The following is a 20,838-nucleotide window of genomic DNA, read 5'->3' as shown; positions in this document are numbered from 1 at the left end:
CTTGCCTCTTAAATGTCCTAGAGCGCTTCGGCGCCCGAAATGATTTCCACCAGCTCGGTGGTGATTGCGGCCTGGCGGCTGCGATTATATTGGATCGACAGGCGATTGATCATGTCGCCGGCATTGCGGGTCGCATTGTCCATCGCCGTCATGCGGCTGCCCTGCTCCGATGCCGCATTCTCGAGCAACGCGCGGAAGATCTGCACGGCGATATTGCGCGGAAGCAGTTCGGCGAGGATTTCCTCCTCGTCGGGCTCGAACTCGATCGCACTAGTGGCACTGGCGGCGGAGAGCTCGGTCGTGGGGCTGGGCACCGGAATGATCTGCTGCCCGGTCGGTTCCTGGACCAAGGGCGAGCGGAAGCGGGCATAATAAAGGTGCACGACGTCGATGCCGTCGGTCATGTACCGGTCGACGATATCGGCGGCGATCGCCTGGGCGTCGGCGAAACTCGGCTGCTTGATCGCACTGGTGTCGAACTGGTGAAGGATCTGCTTTGGATAGATCCGGCCGATGACGGCCCGGCCCTTGCTGCCGACCAGGTAGAAATAGACGGTCTTGCCGGCGGCCATCAAAGCCTCGGCTTCCTTGCGGACGGCGCGGACGATATTCGTGTTGAAGGCGCCGGCAAGGCCACGGTCCGAGGTGCAGACGACGATCAGATGGGTCTGGTCACTGCCGGTGCCGGCGATCAGCTTCGAGCTGTTCGGACCGATGGTGACGCGCGACGCCAGGCTGGTCATGACCGCCTCCATGCGCTCGGCATAGGGACGACCGGCGACCGCCGCCTGTTGCGCGCGGCGCAGCTTGGCCGCGGCGACCATCTGCATCGCCTTGGTGATCTTCTGCGTCGACTTGACCGACGCGATCCGCCCTTTGAGCGCCTTGAGGCTGGCCACTTGCCGAGATCCTTATGCGAACGTCTTGGTGAAGTCTGCGACGATGTCCTTCAGCTTGGCCGTAGTGTCGTCGTCCAGCGCCTTGGTATCGCGGATGGTGGCGAGCACGCCGGGGTGATCGTGACGGACATGGGCGAGGAGAGCGGCTTCGTAGCGAACGACGTCCTCCTTCGGGATCTGGTCGAGATAGCCGTTGACGCCCGAAAAGATGGAGACGACCTGCTCTTCCATCGGCATCGGCGAGAATTGCGGCTGCTTCAGCAATTCCGTCAGGCGGACGCCGCGGTTCAGGAGGCGCTGGGTCGACGCATCGAGGTCCGAGCCGAACTGGGCGAAGGCCGCCATTTCGCGATATTGCGCGAGCTCCAGCTTGATCGATCCCGACACTTTCTTCATCGCCTTGGTCTGCGCGGCGGAACCGACGCGGCTGACCGACAGGCCGACGTTGATGGCCGGGCGAATACCCTGGTAGAAAAGCTCGGTTTCCAGGAAGATCTGGCCGTCGGTGATGGAGATGACGTTGGTCGGAATATAGGCCGAAAGATCGCCCGCCTGGGTTTCGATGATCGGCAAGGCGGTCAGCGAGCCCGAACCATTGGCCTTGTTCATCTTGGCGGCGCGCTCGAGCAGGCGCGAGTGGAGATAGAAGACGTCGCCCGGAAAGGCTTCGCGGCCCGGCGGGCGGCGCAGCAGCAGCGACATCTGGCGGTAGGCGACGGCCTGCTTGGAAAGATCGTCATAGACGATGACGGCGTGCATGCCATTGTCGCGGAAATATTCTCCCATCGTGCAGCCGGTATACGGCGCCAGGAACTGCAACGGGGCAGGCTCGGAAGCGGTCGCGGCAACCACGATCGAATATTCCATCGCGCCATTTTCTTCCAGCGAGCGGACGAGCTGGGCGACGGTCGAGCGCTTCTGGCCGATGGCGACGTAGATGCAATAGAGCTTCTGGCTCTCATCGTCGCCGGCATTGGCCAGCTTCTGGTTGATGAAGGTGTCGATCGCGACCGCCGACTTCCCGGTCTGGCGATCGCCGATGATCAATTCGCGCTGGCCGCGTCCGACGGGGACCAGGGCGTCCAGGGCCTTGACGCCCGTCTGCACGGGCTCGTGCACCGATTGCCTCGGGATGATGCCCGGCGCCTTGGTTTCGACGCGGCGCCGCTCGGTCGTTTCGATCGGTCCCTTGCCGTCGATCGGGTTGCCGAGACCGTCCACGACGCGGCCGAGCAGGGCCTTGCCGACAGGAACGTCGACGATGGTGCCGGTCCGCTTGACGGTGTCGCCTTCCTTGATCTGGCTGTCATTGCCGAAGATCACGGCGCCGACATTGTCGGCTTCGAGGTTGAGGGCCATGCCCTGGATGCCGCCGGGGAAGGCGATCATCTCGCCGGCCTGGACATTGTCCAGGCCGTGGATGCGTGCGATGCCGTCGCCGACCGAGAGCACGGTGCCGACTTCCGAGACCTGGGCTTCGGTACCGAAGCTTGCGATCTGGTCGCGGATGACCTTGGAGATTTCAGCGGCGCGGATATCCATGTTCAGCCTTTCATCGAAGCCCTTGCGGGCCTTAGCCCTTCATTGCCTGGGCGAGATCATTGAGTTTGGTGCGGATGGAGCCGTCGATCATCTGCGAGCCGACCTTCACGACGAGACCGCCAAGAATGGCGGGATCGACGTGGAGATCGACCGAGACGTCGCGGCCGAGACGGGTCTTCAGATTAGTCTTCAGGGCCTCGACCTGATCGGAATCGAGTGGACGGGCCGAGACGATCTCGGCCGTCGTCTCACCGCGGAAATCCGCGGCGAGCAGGTCGAAGGCGCGGATGATTGCGCCGAGCTGACCGAGGCGGCGATTCTGGGCGAGGACGCCCAGGAAGTTGGTGGTGACCGGATCGAGCTTCATCGCCTTGGCGGTGGCAGCGACGGCGCCGGTCGCCTGCTCCCGCGAGACGAGCGGGCTCGCCGTCAGCGTCCGGAAATCCTCCGAATCGGCAAGGCCGGCCTTCAAGGTGGCGAGGCTTGCGCTTACCGCCTCCAACTGCTTCTCGTCACGCGCCAGACCGAACAAAGCCGTCGCGTAGCGCCCTGCCAAACTTGCCTGTATGCCGCCGGAATTATCCACGCGCGCCTCTACTCCCAGATCGGATAGCCCATGCGGAAAGAGGGGCTTGAAAAGCGCCCCCTGAATGGGTCGCGGGCGCCCTAGCAGGGGCTTTGCTGCGATGCAAGGTGGCCTGTCGGGGTTTTGCGACCGCGCATGTTTTGAAAGCAAGTTGTGGGACGCGCGGCCTTACGTGGCCTATTACAGGAAGGTCATGGAACAGCATATCGATCCGAAAGACGCCTGGGCGGCAGTGCTCGCTCGCGACAGGAGTCGGGACGGGGAATTCGTCACAGGCGTCCTCACCACTGGTATCTATTGCCGTCCATCCTGCGCGGCGCGGCATCCCAAGCCTGAAAATGTCCGCTTCTTCGCGACATGCGCGGAGGCGGAAGCGGCGGGGCTGAGAGCCTGCCTGAGGTGCAAGCCCGACGAAGTCAGCCGGGACGCGGCCGCCCTGGCCAGCGCCTTCCGACTGATCGAGCAGGCCGAAACGGTGCCGTCGCTGAAGCGGATGGCCGCCGATGCGGGCTACTCCCCGCACCATTTCCACCGATTGTTCAAGCGCGCCACCGGTGTGACGCCGGCCGCTTATGCCAAGGCAAGGAGAGCCAGGATCATGACGGAAAGCCTTTCGACCCAGGAGCGGGTCACCGACGCCATTTATGATGCAGGCTATTCTGGCCCGGGCCGCTTTTATGCCGACGCCAAGGGACGCTTGGGCATGACACCCTCGGCCTGGCGCGATGGCGGGCGCGGCGAGACGATCCGATGGGCGATCGCCAATACCTCGCTCGGCCCGATGCTGGTCGCCGCGACCGACAAGGGCATTTGCCGGCTATCGTTCGACGAGGACGAGCAGGCGTTGCGGAGCCGCTTTCCCAAGGCCCGTATCGAGCGCGGCAATGGCACATTGGATGATCTGGTGTGCAAGGCGGTGGACGCCGTCGAGGCTCCGGCCCGGCCGCACGATCTGCCGCTCGACGTGCGCGGGACGGCCTTCCAGGAGGCGGTGTGGCGGGAATTGTCCCGGATCCCGCCGGGCGAGAGCCTGAGCTATGCAGCCCTCGCGGCCAGGGCTGGGAAACCCGGCGCGGCCCGGGCGGCGGGAAGTGCGTGCGGGGCGAACAATGTCGCGGTCCTGATCCCCTGCCACCGGGCGCGGCGCGGGGACGGCTCGCCCGGAGGCTTCGCTTACGGTCTCGGCCGCAAGGCGGCGCTTCTCGAGCGCGAAGCGAAAGGTTCGAATGACGGATAGCTGGAGTCTTCAGCGGGCGTTATCTTTCTGATCCCCCACCTCTTCACCTGCGGCGTTTGTCTTGCCGGCTTTCTCCCAGGCCTTCAGCGCAGCGGCAGTGTCGCCAGCGTCGAGCTGGTCCATGATGGGTGCAGCAAACTTGCTCATCTCACCCGCATGAGGATCGAAGGCGATGGGGGCGAGCGCCGTCCGCGCTTCCTTCGCCTTGCCGTCGACAAGATATTGATAGGCCGCCAGCATCCTCAGATCCCGGTCCTGCTTGGCTAGATAGAAAGCCTCATTGAGGCCTGCGACGGCATTGGCCGTCGGCTTTATCCCTTGCTGCCGGAAGCTGTTGTAGAAAAGAATGAACGGCACCGCATGCATCGGGTCGACCCGATTGGCGGCGTTGATGGCGCGGCGCACTTCGTCCCAGACATTCGGATCTGACGAACCATTTGCGCGCCGCATCTTCACCATCGCCTTGTGGATCAGAGCGTCGATACATTTCGGATCTTTTGCGATCGCGCGATCCGCCGCGGCCTCGGCCTCCGCGTCATTGCCTGCATCATATTCCGCTTCCGCGAGGGCCGCCTGGACGGCTGGATCGTCTGGGAAGGGCGCTGCTTCCCGGCGCATATCCGCCACCAGGGCGACGGCCTGGTCGCGGGTCACGCCCCGCCGGGACTGAATCTTGGCATCCATGACGGCATCTTCGCCGGGGCTGACTTCGCGGATCTCCAGATCTCCGATCGGCAGCGGCTGGATTGGCACATAGGACATTTTGCGGCGCATCAGATATCGGTCGAGTTCCTTGCTCATCTGCTTCAGATCGCCGAACGCTGCTTCGGCCGCATCGAGGCTGGATTCGCCTTGATTGATGCCCCGGAGATATGCAGCGAGCTGATCTCGCCGATCCGGCTCGAAGGTCAGAAAGTGGGTCAGCAGCCAGCCACGGCCGTAAAGGGCTTCGCGCTCGGTTGTGTTCAGCTCTCCCGGCTCGGCCGTCATCATCTTTTCCAGCGGCAGTGGATTGCCCGCAAGCAGACCCCAGCCCCGGTGCAACGGCGGCATGCCGATGCCGACCGTGCCATCCTTTTCGAATTTCGCAGAGGAGTGAAACTCGGCAAAGCCTTCTATGAACCAGGCAGGGAAGGCGCCCGCATAATTCTGATATGTGAAATGGTGAGCATATTCATGAAGAAGGACGTTCTCGGCATCCATATTCCATTCTTCTCCCGAACCGATGCTCGCGGGAATGAATGCGACTGATGCGGAGGCTCTCGGAATGTAAAAGCCGGCGACCGTCCCGCTTTTGTCGCCCATGAGACGCCTTACGCGGGAGGCGTTTGGCACGACATAAATTGTCAATCGATTCGCCGGACCAAATTGCGTATCCGGAACATTCCGAAAATAACGCATGGCAGCGTCGTATCGCTCGAGCCTGGTTGCAAATTTTCGGAGAGCTTCCTCTCGCTGTTCCGAATAGATGATGAAATGTCTGGTCTTCGCCTCCCGCCAGGTCGCGGAAGCGGGTGCTGCTGCGAGATGAGTCAGCGCGAGCGCGAGCAGATGATGGCGCAATGCGAAATACCCCCTTGGCGGCCGCGTGGCCGTCAAGGCACTGTTTCACAACATGTTGTGCCAATCAATCGGGCTTCGGCGCGAGGAATGGTCCGTTTCGGGCCTATTGGGCAGCGGTTGCGGCCGGGGCCGATTCCAGTTTCTTTTCGAGGCGATCGAGCATTTGCCAGGGTTCCTCGGCATCGACCGGTTCACCGGCGACCCGATTCTTCGCTTTGAGCTCGGCCTCCTTCCTCTTTTCGGACTCGCTCTTGTCGTCGTCGGAATGAAGGGCGTAGGCGGCGGGCTTGATGATGTCGATCGCATCCTTGATCATGTTGCGCTGCTCGAAATCGGAGGCCAGCTTCTGCCGAAGCTGGGGAACCTGCGGCATCAATTCGAACGCATGATAGAGGCCATTTTGAGCTCCAGCCGGCGGCAACAGGTTCTGGGCGCGGAAGCTGTCATAATATGCGATGAGCGGAAAGGGATCGTCCGGAGCCAGTTTGATCGCGTCGACGATCTGCTGGCGGGCCGCGTTCCACGCCTGTTCATCGGTCGATCTGGCGGAAGCCAGCGCTTCCACCTGCATCTGCGCCCGGTGGGTCAGCGCCTTCGGGTCGCGTGGCTGGAGCGCCAGCCAGCGATCGAGTGCGGCCATTGCCTCGTTCGTGTTGCCGGCGGCGCGTTCCGCCTCGGTAAGGATGCGCAAGGCATAAGGATCCTGCGGATAACGGCCTGCGATTTTGCGGACATCCTCGGCGAATTCCGCCGCCTCGCGAACGAGGATGCCGCGGCTCAATTCTATATCCTTCTTGATCAGGGCGTCCTCGGCGGGCGAGAGGGTGCGCACGGCGAGGGGGCCGATGTCGATCGGCTTGAACTGTGTGCGCGTCGCGTTGATGGCGCGCTTGCGGGCATAAGCACGAAGCTCCGAATCGAGCTCCTTGGCATCCTTGCCGAAGGCCGCGTCGGTCGCGGCCTCGAAGCTCTGACCGGCATTGATCAAGGCCAGATACTTGTCCAGCTGACCGGCGCGGGCCGGGGTGTTCGCCAGATAGTGAACGAGCAGCCAGCCTTGCGCATAGAGAAGGTGGAGATCGCGCTTCACATCCTCGTAATTCTTCGCGGCCAGCATCTTCTCGAGCGGCAGCCATTGCTTGCTGGTGAGCGAATAATAGCGGGCCAAGGCCGCATGTCCCAGTTCGATCGCGTCATTGTCGAGAATCCTGGTGGTTCCGTAAAATTCCGCAAAGCCTTCACTGTACCAGGAGGGGTAGGCGGCCGGGAAATACTGGAACATGAAATGGTGCGTATATTCATGGAACAGCACCTGTTGCGCGCCCATGCCGTCAATGTCGTTGGGGTCGCGCTCCAATCCGACGAAATAGGGGCCGCGCATGCTCGGATCGTAAAAGCCGAGGACGCCCATGTTGCGGCCGCCGCCGAGCGCGGCCTGTACGTCTTGCGGCGTGGGGACGAGATAGATTTTAAGCTTGATCGCGCTGGCCGGTCTGTTGACCTTGGATCCCCAGCGCAGGATGAAATCATATTTTTCCAGCTTGGTCGCCACTTCACGAAGCTTGGCTTCGCTGCCCTCGCTATAGACCAGGAAATGCCTGGTGCTGGCTTCGCGCCATTCGGCATGGGCGACACCCGGCACCAGCGCGAACAGCAGCAGTAAGGCTATGCGAATCATGGATTTTCTCCCCGCTGGATAAGTATCGCCCCCTCCGGCCGGCGACAAGCGGTCACAAAAAGCTGTATGGATCCACGTCGACCGCCACGCGCACGCCCCGCGGCCAAGTCAGGGCGCCCAGCCATTCGCGGATGACATCCTGAACGTCGAGCGAGCGGGCGGCGTGGACGAGGAGACGCTGGCGATGACGACCGCGCAGCATCGCCAAAGGAGCGGGAGCGGGACCGAACACCGCCATATTCTCCACCTTCGGTGCGGTCCGGCCGATCAGTCGCGCCGCTTCCTCGGCCTCCCGGGCGTCTTCCGACGAAATGACGATCGCCGCGAGGCGCCCGAAGGGCGGCATGGCCGCGCCGCGCCTGGCATCGGTTTCGGCCTGGTAGAAGCTCTCGGTGTCCCCGCTCACCAGGGCGCGGATCACGGGCGCAGCGGGCTCGTGGGTCTGAACGAGAACCCGGCCCGGCTTCTCCCCGCGACCGGCACGGCCGGCGACCTGGGCGATCTGCTGGAAACTGCGCTCCGCTGCCCGCAAGTCTCCGCCCGAAAGGCCGAGGTCTGCGTCGACCACGCCGACCAGGGTGAGGTTGGGGAAGTGATAGCCTTTGGTTACCAATTGGGTGCCGATCACGATGTCGATCTCGCCCGCTTCCATGCGGCCCACGAACTCCGCCGCCTTTGCCGGCGACCAGATGGTGTCCGAAGTGACGATCGCCCGTCGTGCGTCCGGGAATATGGCGGCGACTTCGTCGGCGATTCGCTCGACGCCCGGTCCCACAGGGACGAGACTGTCTTCCTCCTGGCATTCCGGACAGAGACGAGGGGGCGGCATGACATGACCGCAATGATGGCAGGCCAGACGGCGGACCAGCCGGTGTTCGACCATCCAGGCGGTGCAGTTCGGGCATTGGAAACGGTGGCCGCAAGCCCGGCAGAGGGTCAGCGGCGCATAGCCGCGGCGGTTGAGGAAGAGCAGGCTTTGCTCGCCTCGTTCCAGGTTGCGCTCCAGTTCCGCGACCAGAAGCGGCGCGAGCCAGCGGCCGCGAGGGGGAGGGTCCTGGATAAGATCGACGGCGCGGATGTCGGGCATTTCGGCGACGCCGTAGCGGTCGGGGAGGCGGACTTCGCGATAGACGCCGATCTCCGCCATCTGGCGGCTCTCTATGGCCGGCGTGGCCGAAGCGAGAATAACGGGCACCCTTTCCAGCTTTGCCCGCATGACGGCGACATCGCGGGCATGATATTGAACGCCTTCTTCCTGCTTGAAGCTCGTCTCATGGGCCTCGTCGACGACGATCAAGCCGAGATTCCGATAGGGAAGAAAGAGGGCGGAACGCGCACCCACCACGACCCGGGCATCTCCGGTCGCGATTGCGCGCCAGGCGCGGCGGCGTTGCGATTGGCGAAGCCCCGAGTGCCAGGCCACCGGCTCGTGGCCGAAGCGCGCCGTGAAGCGTTTGAGGAAGGGTTCGGTAAGCGCAATCTCGGGCAAAAGAACCAGCGTTTGCCGGCCCTTGCGCAATGATTTTGCGATCGCTTCGAAATAGACCTCGGTCTTCCCGGAGCCGGTGACCCCGTCCAGCAGAAAAGGCGCGAATTCTTCCGCCTCGACCGCTTCGACGAATTGAGCGGCGGCCGCGCTTTGCGCTGCTTCCAGCCGTGGCGGATCATGGTCCGGGTCGGGGAAAGGGAAGGGATCGTCGACCGTCACTTCGACCGCTTCGATGGCCCCGGCCTTCACCAGGCCGCGGATCACAGCATCGGACACGCCGGCGGCCAGAGCCAGTTCCCGCACCAGGCCTTGCCGTTCGCCGATCCGCTCGAGCGCCTGCACCCGCTGCGGCGTCAGCCGATCCGGCACGCGTCCGGTGGCGCGATATTCGATCACGGTCCTGCTGCCGTCGAGGGCGCTGGCGGAAGCCAGGCTCATGCGGAGCACGGCGGCGATGGGCGCCAGATAATAATCGGCGGTCCATTCTATGAGCCTGCGCAGCGGCGCAGCGAGCGGCGGCAGATCGTAGAGCTGAACCAGCGGGCGAAGGCGATTGTCGCCCACTTCCTCGGTTTCGAGTCTTTCCGGCTCCCACACGACGCCGGTCAGTTGCCTGGGCCCGAGCGGAGCGAGCACGATCGAGCCCGGTTCCACCTCCATTCCGTGCGGAACGCGATAGTCGAGGGGGCCAAGGGCAGCATTGAGCAAGATGACGCGGGCGCGGTTGCGGTTCATCGAGCTGCCATATCGTTATTCGTGCCAGTCCTGAAGGATGCGGTGGTGGTCATGGCAGCGTTGCAGGACCGCGGCCGACGGCATAGAAAGGACAAAGGAGGCTCCGCTGCAAAAATCTCCGGTCATCGTCATCGGTCTCGACGCCTTCGATCCCTGCACGGCTCTGGGCTTTGCCGAGGATGGACAACTCCCCAATATCGCCCGCCTGCTGGAAAACGGCGCGCGGGCCAGGGTCTGCAATCCGTTCGGCCTCTATGTAGGCGCGGCATGGGCCAATTTCACGACATGCCTGCGCCCCGATCGTCATGGATTCCATTGCTGGAACAGGATCGAGATCGAGACCTACCGACATCGCCTGTCGCCGCCCCGCTTCGATGGCTTTCCGACCTTCTGGAAAACGGTTGCCGATAGCGGCCGCCGTGTCGCCATAGTCGATGTTCCCCATGCCCGGCTGGAACCGGGTTTGAACGGTGTCCAGGTGGTGGAATGGGGATGCCACGACAGGCATTGGGGGTTGTGCAGCTGGCCACCCGGCAAGGCGAAAGAGATCGTAGCGACCATCGGCACCCATCCGGTGCTCGGCATTCCGGCCATTACCCATGAGGATTTCGCGCCGGACGATTATGTCCATCGCGCAGGCGCGCTCCGGACGGCCCAGGAGGAAGGCAAGCTGCTGGACGGGCTGATCGAAGGCGCTGCTGCCAAGGCTCGCTTGCTGTCGGACCTGTTGGCCGATGAAGAATGGGATCTGGTCGTCGGCATATTCGGAGAGGCCCATGCCGGTGGCCATCAATTGTGGCATCTCCACGATCATGCGCATCCCCGCTTCGATGCGTCTGTGGCGGAGCGTCTGGGCGGGGATCCCATTCTGACCCTTTATCGCGCGGTGGATGCTGGCGTTGGCGAGGTAGTGGCAAAGGCCGGTCCCGACGCCCTTATCTGCCTGCTCATGAGTCATGGGATGGGGCCACATCACGACGGCGTTCACATGCTGGACGAATTATTGTCGCGGCTCGATTCTCATCATTTCGGGTCGGAGGGTCGCCGGTCGGTCTCCGCGAGCGCACCGCTCAGGGCCGCGATACCCGGGCTGCGCAGACTGGCCTCGCGCCTCGGCGTACCGCTTTCGATCCGGGAACGGGTCGGGCGACTGCTGGACGAACGGACCTTTTCCACCGCCCGCGCACGCCAGCATTATTTCCTGGAACCCAACAATTATGTCTATGGGGGCATCCGCCTGAACCTGGTCGGCCGGGAGCCGGACGGATGCGTCGCTCCAGAGGATTTCGACAGGGTCTGCGCCCAGCTCGAAGAGGATCTGCTCGAGCTCGTGAACCTGGACACGGGCCGGCCCGCCGTCAGGGCAGTGATCCGGTCGGATACGCGGCACCGGCGTTCTCCCCGAGACGTAATGCCGGATCTGTTCGTCGATTGGAACCGCGAAGCACCCATCGAGCGGGTCTCGTCTCCGAAGATCGGGATCCTGCACAGCCCTTATGACGGCTGGCGGACGGGTGACCATCGCGATGACGGGCTGCTGATCGTCCATGGCCGGGGTTTTGCCGCCGGCAGCGAATATCCGGATATCGACATGGAGGATATCGGGGCAAGCATTGCCGCCAGGTTCGACGTCGCGCTCGGCGATATTGACGGGCGCCCTGCGGACTGGCTGGCACGCAACCATGAAAAGGATCCGGCAGCCTGCATGTCCTCCGCGATTCCGGAGCGGCGAAATCCCGCTCAGGCGCTATAGGGCCCGGGACAGATTTTCCGAATCGAGGGACAGCATCCATGAAATTTTTCGTCGACACCGCCGATACGAACGACATCAAGGAGCTGGCCGAAACCGGTCTGCTGGACGGAGTCACCACCAATCCTTCGCTGGTTCACAAGGCCGGCCGCAACTTCCTGGAGGTGGTCGCCGAGATTTGCAGCATCGTTCCGGGGCCGGTTTCGGCCGAAGTCGTCGCCACCGAACATGCCGCGATGATGCGCGAGGCGGAGGTGCTGCGGAAGATCGCCGACAATATCACGATCAAGGTCCCGCTCACCATCGACGGGTTGAAGACCTGCAAGGCGCTGACCGGCGAAGGCACGATGGTCAATGTGACGCTCTGCTTTACCGCTAACCAGGCCCTGCTCGCGGCCAAAGCCGGAGCGACCTTCATATCGCCCTTCGTCGGCCGGCACGACGATATCGGCTTCGACGGCATGCAGATCATTTCGGAGATCCGGCTGATCTACGACAATTACGGCTTCGACACGCAGATCCTGGTCGCAAGCGTCCGGCATCCGGTTCATGTGCTGGAAGCCGCCAAGATCGGCGCCGATGTCATGACCGCGCCGCCGAGCGTCATCCGCCAGCTTTTCAAGCACCCTTTGACCGATCGCGGGCTGGAAGCCTTCCTTTCCGACTGGCAGAAGACAGGGCAGACGATCGGTTAGGCTGTGCCGCCCTCCGAAAAGGGGTCCCGGATTCCCAAGCGTTCGAATTAGGGATTTTCGCCATCGCATCTTAACCATCTTGTGGTTAAGCTGATCGGGCGATGGGAACAGTGATCAATTTCGAAGACCGGGCGGTGGCGAATCTGCGCGCCAGGGTCGCGGCGGTGGAGGAGGCCAATCAGGACCTCATCGCCTTCGCGCGGGGCCATTCCGGTGCGGTCGCCTCGATCCATGCCGCTGTACTGGCGGCGGTGGAGGCCGAAGGTTTCGACCATCTCATCCACATCGTCACCCAGGAATGGCCGCAGATATTGGGGCTGGACGCGGTCGCCGTGGGACTGTTCGTCGGCGGCAAGGGCATGCGCGCCGATGCATCAGGGATTCAGTTCGTCGACGCCAAGGTCATCGAACGATCCGTTACCGGCTTTGACGGGGTGGTGCTGCGCGGCGTCAAGCGCGGCCATCCCTTGTTCGGTCCCGCCTGCGACCTCATCCGCGCCGAAGCTTTGGTCCGCCTGGAGAGCGATCCGCCCTTGCCGAGCGGGCTTCTCGCCTTGGGCCAGCGCGGCGAGCAAGGATTCGAGACGCGCCACGGATCCGAATTGCTTGTCTTCCTGGGACGCGTGCTGACGCGCTGCATGGGCCGGTGGCTGATTCCATAGAGCCGTTGCCGCCCGACCATCCGGCGCGCGAAATTGCCCACAGCTGGCAACATCATCTGAGCAAGGACCGCCGCCGATCCGCCCATACCGTACGTGCTTATGCCGCGACCGCGCACCGGCTGATCGCCTTTCTCGGGCGGCATTTGGGGACAGCGGTCGATGGAGGGGCGCTCGGACGCCTGCAACCCGCCGATCTCCGCGCCTTCCTGACGACGCGCAGAATGGAAGGACTCGGCAACAGTTCGGCGGCACGTGAGCTCTCGGCGGTGCGCGGTTTCCTGGCCTTCGCCGCTTCGGAACGAGGCGACCAGACGGCCATACCGCGCCTGAAGGGGCCGAAGCGTCCGCGGAGCGTACCGCGCCCCATATCCCCCGACGAAGCCTTCAGCCTGGCCGGGGAAGCCGGCGAGGAAGCCGTCCACGAATGGATCGCGGCGCGCGATTTCGCGGTTCTCCTCCTCCTCTACGGGAGCGGGCTGCGCGTGGCCGAAGCGCTCGGCCTCACCGGAGGCGCGCTGCCGCTCGGGGACGCCATCGCCGTGCTCGGCAAGCGCAACAAGACACGGATCGTGCCGCTGCTGCCGCTCGTGCGCGACGCGATCGAGCGTTACATCGCCTTGTGTCCTTATCCGATGACCAAGGACCAGCCACTGTTCCGGGGCGCGCGTGGCGGTCCGTTGAACGGGGAGCTGATCCGGCGCGTGGTACGCAAGGCGCGGGCGACTTTGGGGCTTTCGGACCGGACCACGCCGCATGCCCTTCGCCACAGTTTCGCGACCCATTTGCTGGGCCGGGGCGCCGATCTGCGGTCGCTCCAGGAACTGCTCGGTCATGCGAGCCTTTCTTCGACGCAAATCTACACAGCGGTCGATGCCGCCCATTTGCTGGATGTCTATCGGAACGCCCATCCGCGGGCTTGAAGAGAGATTGAAATCAGCTTTCCGGATGGCGCTTGCGCCACGTGATCTGTCGCCAGACATAGCTCAGGACGATGGCGGCGATGATGGCGGAGGAGAGCGGCCCCAATATATCCTCGATCTTGGAAAACCGGCGGCCGAGGGCGTAACCGGCGATGGCCAGACCAGAACTCCAGCCGGCCGTGCCGATCGTCGACCAGATGAGAAAGCTTTTGAGCCGCATCCTCAGCAGTCCCGCCGGCACGGAGACGATCGATCGGATCGTGGGCATCATCCGCCCGAACAGGACCAGGAGCGAGCCGAAGCGGCCGAACAGCCGCTCCGCCTTTTCGACGTCATACCAGTCCAGGGTCAGCCAGCGCCCATGTTTCTCGATAAAGGGCCTGAAGCGCTGCATGCCGATGACCCGGGCGACCAGATACCAGAAGATGTTGCCGAACATGGCGCCGGCCGTGCCGCTGGCGATCACGCCCAACAGGGTCATCGATCCCCGCGCCGCGGCGATGCCGGCGACCGGCATGATCACCTCCGACGGAATTGGCGGAAATACGGTTTCCAGGAACATCAGGAACCCGACACCGAGATAGCCCGTCTGGTCGATCAGGCGAATGACCCAATCACTCACCGCTTGCCGACCTTCGCCTCGATCGAGTCCCAGATGAGGCCCGGCGTGTCGCTTCCATTGAAACGGTCGATCGCGACGATACCGGTGGGTGAGGTGACGTTGATCTCGGTCAGATATCCGCCGATCACGTCGATGCCGACGAACAGCAGTCCGCGTCGGGCAAGCTCGGGACCGAGCGCATCGCAGATCTCGCGTTCGCGGACGCTGAGCTCGGTGGCTTCGGCGCGGCCCCCTGCGGCGAGATTGGACCTTATCTCGCCTTCGCCGGGAATCCGGTTGATCGCGCCCGCCACCTTGCCGTCGACCAGGACGATGCGCTTGTCGCCCTCGGCGACGGCGGGCAGGAAGGCCTGGACCATGAAAGGCTCGACCCAGACCTCGTTGAACAGATCGGTGAGTGCCGCAAGATTGCCGCCGTCGCTGCGGATCCGGAAGACGGCCGAACCGGCATTGCCGTAAAGGGGCTTTACGACGATTTCGCCATGGACGGCCTGGAAGGCGCGGGTTTCCTCGAGCGAACGCGTGATCAAGGTTGGCGGCATGAAGCGGGCGAAATCCAGCACGAAAAGCTTCTCGGGCGCGTTCCGCACGGCCGCCGGATCGTTGAAGACCAAGGTCCGGTCCTGGATCCGCTCCAGCAGATGGGTGGCTGTGATATAGCCGAGGTCGAAGGGTGGGTCCTGCCGCATCAGGACGACGTCCACGTCCTCGGCCAGGTCGATCTTCTGCCAGTCGCCATGGCTGAAATGATCGCCCGACTGGTCACGGAGCACGACCGGCCGGGCAAGGGCGGTCACCCGGCCATCGGCATAATTGAGGTCGCGAGCGAGATAATGGAACAGGTGATGCCGGCGCAGCTGAGCGCCCAGCATGATCGCGAAGGTGGAATCCCCGGCGATATTGATGGCCTCCATCGGGTCCATCTGGACGGCGACGCGCAAATTCATGTCGAACCTCTCTGGCGAGCGGAGCCCCGCCTAGGGAAGGCGGTGGACTTTGTCACTCGTTGAACGCCGGACGTCGGCTACCCGGACCTTTAGTCGCCGAACATCGAGACCGTATTCATGCGCGTGTCGAAATTGCGCTGCATCATGACGTTTCCGAAGGCATTGCGGATGACGATCCGCTGGCTCGCCGACCCGGCCTTGGCAGCGCATGCGGCGTGAAAGGCCAGCATCTGGCCGATCTTGTCGCGTCCGTCCGCCCCCATCCGCATCCACAAGCTCTCCTCCATCACCGCCGTGCCATCATCCTGATAGTCGATCGCTCCCTTCTCGGTCATCGTATCGAGTGCGCCGCGAACCTCGGTGCAGACCTCGCCGGGCGGCGGCCCGCTTGCCTGCTGGATCGCCACCTCGTCGGCGGGATCGTCGAAGCAGCCCGCCAGGGGGAGGAGGGCGATGCCGAGGAGGAGAGTGGGAAGCTTAAGCATGAAGAACCTCGTTCGGGGAAGATTATCAGCCGCACCAGACATTTGCGAGATGGCGAGGCAGGCGCCCCGGCACGATGAACATGGCGTCGATCCTGATAGTGTCGCGCGGCCGGGCATAGAGGTGCGAGACGGCCTGGGCGGCCGCTGCGACGCGGCGCAGGCGATAGTCGTCGAGACAGAAAGCGGCCTGATCCGCCGTCGCGCGGGCCTTTACCTCGACGAAGGCCAGCGTGCTGCCACGTCGGACGACGAGGTCGATTTCGCCGACCGGGGTTCGCAGCCGCCGTGCCAGGATCGTCCAGCCCTTGAGGCGCAGCCAGAGGCCGGCGATGGATTCGGCCCTGCGGCCGCCGCGCTCGGCGCGTTGTCGCTTCATTCCAATTCATCCCTGAGCTGCAGCGCGCGCTCATAGACCATCTTTCGTTTCAGCCCGAGGGATTCGGCGATTTCGGCTGCGGCGCGTGAAGGGGAAAGGCGGGCCATGGCCTGCCGCAGCGCCTCGTCGATCTGCTCCTCGCCGGCGGCTTCCGGTGCACCGGGCGGAGCGACGACGATGACGATCTCGCCCTTTGGAGGTGATTCCCGATAGCGTTCGGCAAGGCCCTCCAGCGATCCGGTGACCGTTTCCTCGAATCGCTTGGTGATTTCACGAACGACGGCAGCTTCGCGGTCGCCGAGCATGTCGCACAGCGCAGACAAGGTGGCACCGAGGCGAGGCCCGCTTTCGTAGAGAATCAATGTGGCCCTGACCTGCGCGACTTCCAGGATGGCTGCCTTGCGGGCGCCGGCCTTGGGCGGCAGGAAACCGAGGAAGAGGAAGCGATCCGTCGGGAGGCCGGCAAGCGTCAGCGCAGCCACGGCCGCGGACGGACCGGGAATGGTGGTCACATCGATGCCGGCCGCGCGTGCGTCGCGCACCAGCTTGTAGCCGGGGTCCGAGATGAGCGGCGTTCCTGCATCGGAAACCAGGGCAATCGCGCGATCCGCCATCTGGGCGATCAATTGCGGCCGCACATGTTCGGCGACATGATCGTGATAGGCTGTCATCGGCCGCTTGACGCCGATATGGGCGAGCAGCTTTGCGGTCACCCGGCTGTCTTCGACGGCAATCAGGTCGGCTTCGGCCAGCACCGACGCCGCGCGGGGGCTGAGATCGGAAAGATTGCCGATCGGGGTGGCGACGATATAGAGGCCTGGGGGCAGTTTCGACTTCATGAGGTTCGGTGATGGCAGAGCAACCCTATAGCCCGCAAGCGCGTCGCGCCTTTCCCGCCAGGATCGCAATGGCGCTGCTGGCCCTGTTCGTGGCGGGCTGCCAGATCGTTCCGTCCAGCCGCGTTCCCGATCGGCCACCCCCGCAGAGACCGCAACCGACCCCGGAGGAGCCGGACGTGTCGCCGCTCCCGCGCGACGAAACCCGCAATCGTGTGGCGGTGCTGGTGCCGATGACCGGGCCCAATGCCGGCGTCGGCATGTCCATCGCCAATGCTGCCAACCTCGCCTTGCTGGATACGGGCGGGGAGAAGATCCGGATCACGGTTTACGACACCGCCAGGAGCGGCGGTGCCGTCGCCGCCGCCAACGAAGCGCTTGCGCAGGGCAACCGCCTGTTCCTGGGCCCTCTGCTGTCGGAGGATGTCCAGGCGATCGCGCCGATCGCGCGGCGGGCGCGGGTGCCGCTCATCTCCTTTTCCAACGATGCGAGCATCGCCGGCAACGGCGTCTACATGATGGGTTTCACGCCAGATCAGTCGGTGGCGCGCGTCGTAAGCTTTGCCCGCTCGAAGGGGGTTCAGCGCTTCGCGGCCCTCGTTCCCGACGGGGTCTACGGCCGCCGCGCCTCCCAGGCCATGATCGAGGCGGTCGAGGATGCGGGCGGCAGGCTGATCGGCATGCAAAGATTCGACCGGAGCCCCAACAGCCTGAGGACGGCGATCACAAGGCTCAAGGCGCAGGGAGGCTATGATGCGGTGCTTATCGCGGATGGCGGCAGGATCGCCGTCAGCGCAGCGCCGCTCCTTCGTGCCGGGCCATCCTCATCGGCCCGGATATTGGGAACCGAGCTTTGGTCGACGGAGACGGATCTCGGCCGGACCGCCGGTCTCAGGGGTTCGTGGTATGCAAGTGTTCCCGATACGATGTTCAACCAGCTTCGCACCCGTTACCGCGCCCGTTACGGCGCCAACCCCTATCGTCTCGCCAGCCTGGGCTATGACGCGGTTCTGCTCGCCGTGCGGGTCGGGCGGGACTGGCCTGTCGGCAGGAATTTTCCGGAGCGGGCGCTCAGGGACGATGCGGGTTTCACCGGCGTCGACGGCGCGTTCCGCTTCAGGTCCGACGGCGTGGCCGAGCGATCGCTGGCCGTGCATGAAGTGACGCCCGGCGGCACGACGATCCTGTCACCGGCACCGCGAAGCTTCACGGATTAGACCCGGATCAGGAGTGGTTTCAAGGGCAGATGAAATCATCTGACCACTCGGAAACAACGGAAAACAAAGAGAAACAAGACTAGTTCACGGTTTAACATGATTGTGAACGAGCCTAGCCCTTCACGATTTCGGCCAGGATCGCATCGAGAAGCAGCATTCCCGCCGGCGTGACCCGCAATCGGTCGGCATCGGTGGCGAGCAGGCCCTGTCCCTCAAGCCGCGCGACGGCGTCCCGATCGAGCATCGGGCGAAGCGCGCCGAGCGCGATGCCCTCGCGCAGGCGCAAGCCCATCAGCAGCGCTTCCACCTTCCGGTCGGCGCTGCTCAACTCCATTTCTTCCTGAATGCCGTGGCCTTGCCGTCCGATGGCCGCGAGCCAATTCTCCGGCTTGCGATGGCGTCGGGTGGCGATGGGACCGCGGCGGCCATGGGCCCCGGGTCCGATGCCTGCATAAGCCTGGTAGCGCCAATAAGCGAGATTGTGGCGGCTTTCATGCCCCGGCCGGGCATGATTGGAGATTTCATAAGCGGGAAGGCCGGCTTCCTCGGTCATTGACTGCGTCAGCTCGAACAAGGCCGCCATATGATCGGGATCGGCTTCGACGAGCGCGCCCTTGGCGGCGAGTGCCGCGAAGCGGGTGCCGGGCTCGATGGTGAGCTGATAGAGCGACAAATGGCTGGTTCCGAAGCTCAACGCATGCTGCAGCTGCGCCCGCCAGGCCGCCTCAGTCTGGCCGGGAAGGGCGTAGATCAGATCGAAGCTGACACGCTCGAACACTCTCTGGGCCGTCGCCAGCGCCGCGAGCCCTTCCTGCACATCATGGGCGCGGCCGAGGAAATGCAACGCCGCGTCGTCGAGCGACTGGAGCCCGAGCGAGACGCGGTTGACGCCGGCTTCGGCGAGATCCGCGAACCGGGCCGCTTCGACCGAGGAGGGATTGGCTTCCAGGGTGATTTCGATATCCGGGGCCTGCCGCCAATGCGTGCGCGCTGCCGCGATGATCGCGGCCACGGTCGCCGGCGGCATCAGCGAAGGCGTGCCGCCGCCGAAGAATATCGAGCCGAGCGTCGCTCCTTCGGTGAGTCCCGCCTCATGGAACAGGTCGGTGAGCAGGGCGTCCCGCCATTCGTCCTGGTCGACGGAGGCGCGGACGTGGCTGTTGAAATCGCAATAGGGGCATTTGGAGACGCAGAAGGGCCAGTGGACGTAGAGGGCGAGGCCGTCCTGCCGGCGTGGCTCCGATTCCCGGAATGGCTGATGGACGGTCACTCGATCAAGGCTGCGACCAGCTTCCGAAAGGCATCGGCGCGATGATCGATCGCATATTTTTCCGCGGGATCCATTTCGGCGAAGGTCCGATCGTAACCGATCGGCTGGAACATCGGATCATAGCCGAAGCCATTGTCGCCGCGCGGCGGCCAGACCAGGGTGCCGTCGACCCGGCCTTCGAAGCTTTCGCACTGCCCGTCTTGCGGCCAGCAGACCGCCAGCGCGCACACGAAATGGGCGTTGCGGCCAGCCTCCGGATCCACCGCCAGCATCTCGCGATGGACGCGTTCCATCGCGATGCGGAAATCCTTGTTCTCACCCGCCCAGCGGGCCGAGTAGATGCCCGGCCGCCCCTCCAGAGCATCGACGCACAGGCCGCTATCGTCGGCGAGCGCCGGCAGGCCCGAAAGATCGGCGGCGCTGCGGGCCTTCAGATCGGCATTGTCGACGAATGTCACGCCGATCTCGTCCGGCTCGGGAAGGTCGAGATCCGCCGCCGACACGGCCTCGATGCCATAAGGACCGAGCAATTCGGCGATCTCGCGCACCTTGCCGGGATTGTGGCTGGCAATGACCAGTTTGCCGGCGCCCAGTTTTCTCATCTTCCCGTAGCCTTATCCTGGGCGGCGAATATCTCCTTGCAGCCGATGCGGGCGAGACGGAGGAGCCGAAGCAGGCCTTCCTCGTCATAGCATTCGCCTTCCGCGGTGACCTGTGCCTCGACGATATTGCCATCCTCCGTCAGAACGAAATTGCCGTCGGCGCCGGCCGTGCTGTCCTCGTCATAATCGAGATCGAGGACGGCTGTTCCGCCGTGGATGCCGCAACTGACTGCGCCGACTTTCTGGCGAATCGGATCCTTCTGGATGAGCCCTTCGCGCAGCAACCCGTCGACGGCGATCCGGAGCGCGACCCAGGCACCGGATATCGCGGCCGTGCGGGTGCCGCCATCGGCCTGGATAACGTCGCAATCGAGCGTGATCTGCCGCTCGCCCAGAATTTCCATGTCGACCACGGCCCGCAGGCTGCGGCCGATCAGCCGTTGGATCTCCTGCGTCCGTCCGGACTGCTTGCCGCCCGCGGCTTCACGCCGCCCGCGCGTGTGGGTAGCGCGCGGCAACATGCCATATTCGGCCGTGACCCAGCCCTTGCCCTTGCCCCGAAGCCAGGGCGGAAGCGAGGTTTCGACGGAGGCGGTGCACAGGACCCGCGTGTCGCCGAAGCTGATGAGGCAGCTTCCTTCGGCATGGCGGGTGTGGCCCGCCTCCATGCTGATCGTCCGCATTTGATCGGGGGCGCGTCCGGATGGGCGCATATGATTTTTCTCCT

General features: G+C 64.1%; 20 protein-coding genes. 6 read left to right on the top strand and 14 right to left on the bottom strand.

The genetic code is table 11. The annotated features are described in order from the left end of the window. Positions 1-17: 17 nt before the first annotated feature. The 3 genes from RQX22_RS12650 to RQX22_RS12640 are packed head-to-tail and all read right to left on the bottom strand — an operon-like array spanning position 18 to position 3,027. Entirely contained in the window at positions 18-899 is an 882-nt protein-coding gene (locus RQX22_RS12650) for a F0F1 ATP synthase subunit gamma (RefSeq protein ID WP_315726904.1), read from the bottom strand. Between the two features lie 12 nt (positions 900-911). Then, entirely contained in the window at positions 912-2,441 is a 1,530-nt protein-coding gene (gene atpA / locus RQX22_RS12645) for a F0F1 ATP synthase subunit alpha (protein ID WP_315726903.1), read from the bottom strand. 31 nt (positions 2,442-2,472) lie between these two features. Continuing rightward, complete coding sequence (locus tag RQX22_RS12640) at positions 2,473-3,027, bottom strand: F0F1 ATP synthase subunit delta (RefSeq protein ID WP_315726902.1); 555 nt, start codon at positions 3,025-3,027, stop codon at positions 2,473-2,475. Between the two features lie 193 nt (positions 3,028-3,220). Here RQX22_RS12640 and ada point away from each other — a divergent pair, with 193 nt between their 5' ends. Beyond that, complete coding sequence (ada, locus tag RQX22_RS12635; RefSeq protein ID WP_315726901.1) at positions 3,221-4,264, top strand: bifunctional DNA-binding transcriptional regulator/O6-methylguanine-DNA methyltransferase Ada; 1,044 nt, start codon at positions 3,221-3,223, stop codon at positions 4,262-4,264. Between the two features lie 9 nt (positions 4,265-4,273). Here the strand turns inward: ada and RQX22_RS12630 are convergent, their stop codons facing one another. The 3 genes from RQX22_RS12630 to RQX22_RS12620 all read right to left on the bottom strand — a co-directional run bounded on the left by RQX22_RS12630 (position 4,274) and on the right by RQX22_RS12620 (position 9,729). Continuing rightward, positions 4,274-5,569, bottom strand: coding sequence for a tetratricopeptide repeat protein (locus RQX22_RS12630; RefSeq protein ID WP_315726900.1), 1,296 nt, complete (start codon positions 5,567-5,569; stop codon positions 4,274-4,276). A gap of 361 nt (positions 5,570-5,930) precedes the next feature. Then, a complete protein-coding gene (locus RQX22_RS12625; RefSeq protein WP_315726899.1) occupies positions 5,931-7,505 on the bottom strand; it encodes a tetratricopeptide repeat protein in 1,575 nt (524 codons plus the stop codon). A gap of 52 nt (positions 7,506-7,557) precedes the next feature. Further along, the gene (locus tag RQX22_RS12620; RefSeq protein WP_315726898.1) at positions 7,558-9,729 is read right to left on the bottom strand and encodes a primosomal protein N'; all 2,172 of its coding nucleotides are present in this window, start codon (positions 9,727-9,729) and stop codon (positions 7,558-7,560) included. Positions 9,730-9,766: 37 nt separating this feature from the next. Between RQX22_RS12620 and RQX22_RS12615 the strand changes: the two genes are divergently transcribed. The 4 genes from RQX22_RS12615 (at position 9,767) to RQX22_RS12600 (ending at position 13,756) form a co-directional block, all read left to right on the top strand. Beyond that, complete coding sequence (locus tag RQX22_RS12615; RefSeq protein ID WP_315726897.1) at positions 9,767-11,482, top strand: alkaline phosphatase family protein; 1,716 nt, start codon at positions 9,767-9,769, stop codon at positions 11,480-11,482. A 38-nt stretch (positions 11,483-11,520) separates the two neighbouring features. After that, positions 11,521-12,174, top strand: a complete 654-nt coding sequence (fsa, locus tag RQX22_RS12610; protein ID WP_315726896.1) for a fructose-6-phosphate aldolase — start codon at positions 11,521-11,523, stop codon at positions 12,172-12,174. A 101-nt stretch (positions 12,175-12,275) separates the two neighbouring features. Further along, positions 12,276-12,836, top strand: coding sequence for a DUF484 family protein (locus tag RQX22_RS12605; RefSeq protein WP_315726895.1), 561 nt, complete (start codon positions 12,276-12,278; stop codon positions 12,834-12,836). 5 nt (positions 12,837-12,841) lie between these two features. Further along, positions 12,842-13,756 carry a tyrosine recombinase XerC gene (locus RQX22_RS12600; RefSeq protein WP_410001643.1) on the top strand — a complete coding sequence of 305 codons (915 nt, stop codon included), beginning with the start codon at positions 12,842-12,844 and terminating at the stop codon, positions 13,754-13,756. Positions 13,757-13,769: 13 nt separating this feature from the next. Here the strand turns inward: RQX22_RS12600 and RQX22_RS12595 are convergent, their stop codons facing one another. The 5 genes from RQX22_RS12595 to rsmI all read right to left on the bottom strand — a co-directional run bounded on the left by RQX22_RS12595 (position 13,770) and on the right by rsmI (position 17,025). Next, a complete protein-coding gene (locus tag RQX22_RS12595) occupies positions 13,770-14,378 on the bottom strand; it encodes a DedA family protein (RefSeq protein ID WP_315726893.1) in 609 nt (202 codons plus the stop codon). Further along, positions 14,375-15,325 (bottom strand): glutathione synthase, encoded by a 951-nt coding sequence (gshB, locus tag RQX22_RS12590; RefSeq protein WP_315726892.1) that lies wholly within the window; start codon positions 15,323-15,325, stop codon positions 14,375-14,377. Before gshB ends, RQX22_RS12595 begins: the two co-directional genes overlap by 4 nt. 89 nt (positions 15,326-15,414) lie before the next feature. Beyond that, positions 15,415-15,810 carry a hypothetical protein gene (locus tag RQX22_RS12585; protein WP_315726891.1) on the bottom strand — a complete coding sequence of 132 codons (396 nt, stop codon included), beginning with the start codon at positions 15,808-15,810 and terminating at the stop codon, positions 15,415-15,417. Positions 15,811-15,835: 25 nt separating this feature from the next. Then, the gene (locus tag RQX22_RS12580) at positions 15,836-16,186 is read right to left on the bottom strand and encodes a YraN family protein (RefSeq protein WP_315726890.1); all 351 of its coding nucleotides are present in this window, start codon (positions 16,184-16,186) and stop codon (positions 15,836-15,838) included. After that, positions 16,183-17,025 carry a 16S rRNA (cytidine(1402)-2'-O)-methyltransferase gene (gene rsmI / locus RQX22_RS12575; RefSeq protein WP_315726889.1) on the bottom strand — a complete coding sequence of 281 codons (843 nt, stop codon included), beginning with the start codon at positions 17,023-17,025 and terminating at the stop codon, positions 16,183-16,185. The genes RQX22_RS12580 and rsmI overlap by 4 nt, the downstream gene beginning before the upstream one ends. 11 nt (positions 17,026-17,036) lie before the next feature. Between rsmI and RQX22_RS12570 the strand changes: the two genes are divergently transcribed. Then, positions 17,037-18,239: a penicillin-binding protein activator gene (locus RQX22_RS12570; RefSeq protein WP_315726888.1), complete on the top strand. Its 1,203-nt coding sequence runs from the start codon at positions 17,037-17,039 to the stop codon at positions 18,237-18,239. A 112-nt stretch (positions 18,240-18,351) separates the two neighbouring features. Here the strand turns inward: RQX22_RS12570 and hemW are convergent, their stop codons facing one another. Genes hemW through rph form a run of 3 tightly spaced genes read right to left on the bottom strand, consistent with a single transcriptional unit; the run spans position 18,352 to position 20,824 of the window. Beyond that, entirely contained in the window at positions 18,352-19,509 is a 1,158-nt protein-coding gene (gene hemW, locus RQX22_RS12565) for a radical SAM family heme chaperone HemW (protein WP_315726887.1), read from the bottom strand. Then, entirely contained in the window at positions 19,506-20,111 is a 606-nt protein-coding gene (gene rdgB / locus RQX22_RS12560; protein WP_315726886.1) for an RdgB/HAM1 family non-canonical purine NTP pyrophosphatase, read from the bottom strand. The genes hemW and rdgB overlap by 4 nt, the downstream gene beginning before the upstream one ends. Next, positions 20,108-20,824, bottom strand: coding sequence for a ribonuclease PH (gene rph, locus RQX22_RS12555; protein WP_315726885.1), 717 nt, complete (start codon positions 20,822-20,824; stop codon positions 20,108-20,110). The genes rdgB and rph overlap by 4 nt, the downstream gene beginning before the upstream one ends. Positions 20,825-20,838 lie beyond the last annotated feature (14 nt).

It is taken from the genome of Sphingosinicella rhizophila (assembly GCF_032378825.1).
Taxonomy (GTDB): Bacteria; Pseudomonadota; Alphaproteobacteria; order Sphingomonadales; family Sphingomonadaceae; genus Allosphingosinicella; species Allosphingosinicella rhizophila.
This window is presented reverse-complemented; position numbering and strand designations above follow the sequence as displayed.

Excerpts from the sequence above, each read along its gene's own strand:
- atpA (WP_315726903.1), bottom strand. The coding sequence starts at position 2,441 with ATGGATATCCGCGCCGCTGAAATCTCCAAGGTCATCCGCGACCAGATC.
- ada (WP_315726901.1), top strand. The coding sequence starts at position 3,221 with ATGGAACAGCATATCGATCCGAAAGACGCCTGGGCGGCAGTGCTCGCT.
- RQX22_RS12630 (WP_315726900.1), bottom strand. The coding sequence starts at position 5,569 with ATGGGCGACAAAAGCGGGACGGTCGCCGGCTTTTACATTCCGAGAGCC.
- RQX22_RS12625 (WP_315726899.1), bottom strand. The coding sequence starts at position 7,505 with ATGATTCGCATAGCCTTACTGCTGCTGTTCGCGCTGGTGCCGGGTGTC.
- RQX22_RS12620 (WP_315726898.1), bottom strand. The coding sequence starts at position 9,729 with ATGAACCGCAACCGCGCCCGCGTCATCTTGCTCAATGCTGCCCTTGGC.
- RQX22_RS12615 (WP_315726897.1), top strand. The coding sequence starts at position 9,767 with ATGCGGTGGTGGTCATGGCAGCGTTGCAGGACCGCGGCCGACGGCATA.
- fsa (WP_315726896.1), top strand. The coding sequence starts at position 11,521 with ATGAAATTTTTCGTCGACACCGCCGATACGAACGACATCAAGGAGCTG.
- RQX22_RS12605 (WP_315726895.1), top strand. The coding sequence starts at position 12,276 with ATGGGAACAGTGATCAATTTCGAAGACCGGGCGGTGGCGAATCTGCGC.
- gshB (WP_315726892.1), bottom strand. The coding sequence starts at position 15,325 with ATGAATTTGCGCGTCGCCGTCCAGATGGACCCGATGGAGGCCATCAAT.
- RQX22_RS12585 (WP_315726891.1), bottom strand. The coding sequence starts at position 15,810 with ATGCTTAAGCTTCCCACTCTCCTCCTCGGCATCGCCCTCCTCCCCCTG.
- RQX22_RS12580 (WP_315726890.1), bottom strand. The coding sequence starts at position 16,186 with ATGAAGCGACAACGCGCCGAGCGCGGCGGCCGCAGGGCCGAATCCATC.
- rsmI (WP_315726889.1), bottom strand. The coding sequence starts at position 17,025 with ATGAAGTCGAAACTGCCCCCAGGCCTCTATATCGTCGCCACCCCGATC.
- RQX22_RS12570 (WP_315726888.1), top strand. The coding sequence starts at position 17,037 with ATGGCAGAGCAACCCTATAGCCCGCAAGCGCGTCGCGCCTTTCCCGCC.
- rdgB (WP_315726886.1), bottom strand. The coding sequence starts at position 20,111 with ATGAGAAAACTGGGCGCCGGCAAACTGGTCATTGCCAGCCACAATCCC.
- rph (WP_315726885.1), bottom strand. The coding sequence starts at position 20,824 with ATGCGCCCATCCGGACGCGCCCCCGATCAAATGCGGACGATCAGCATG.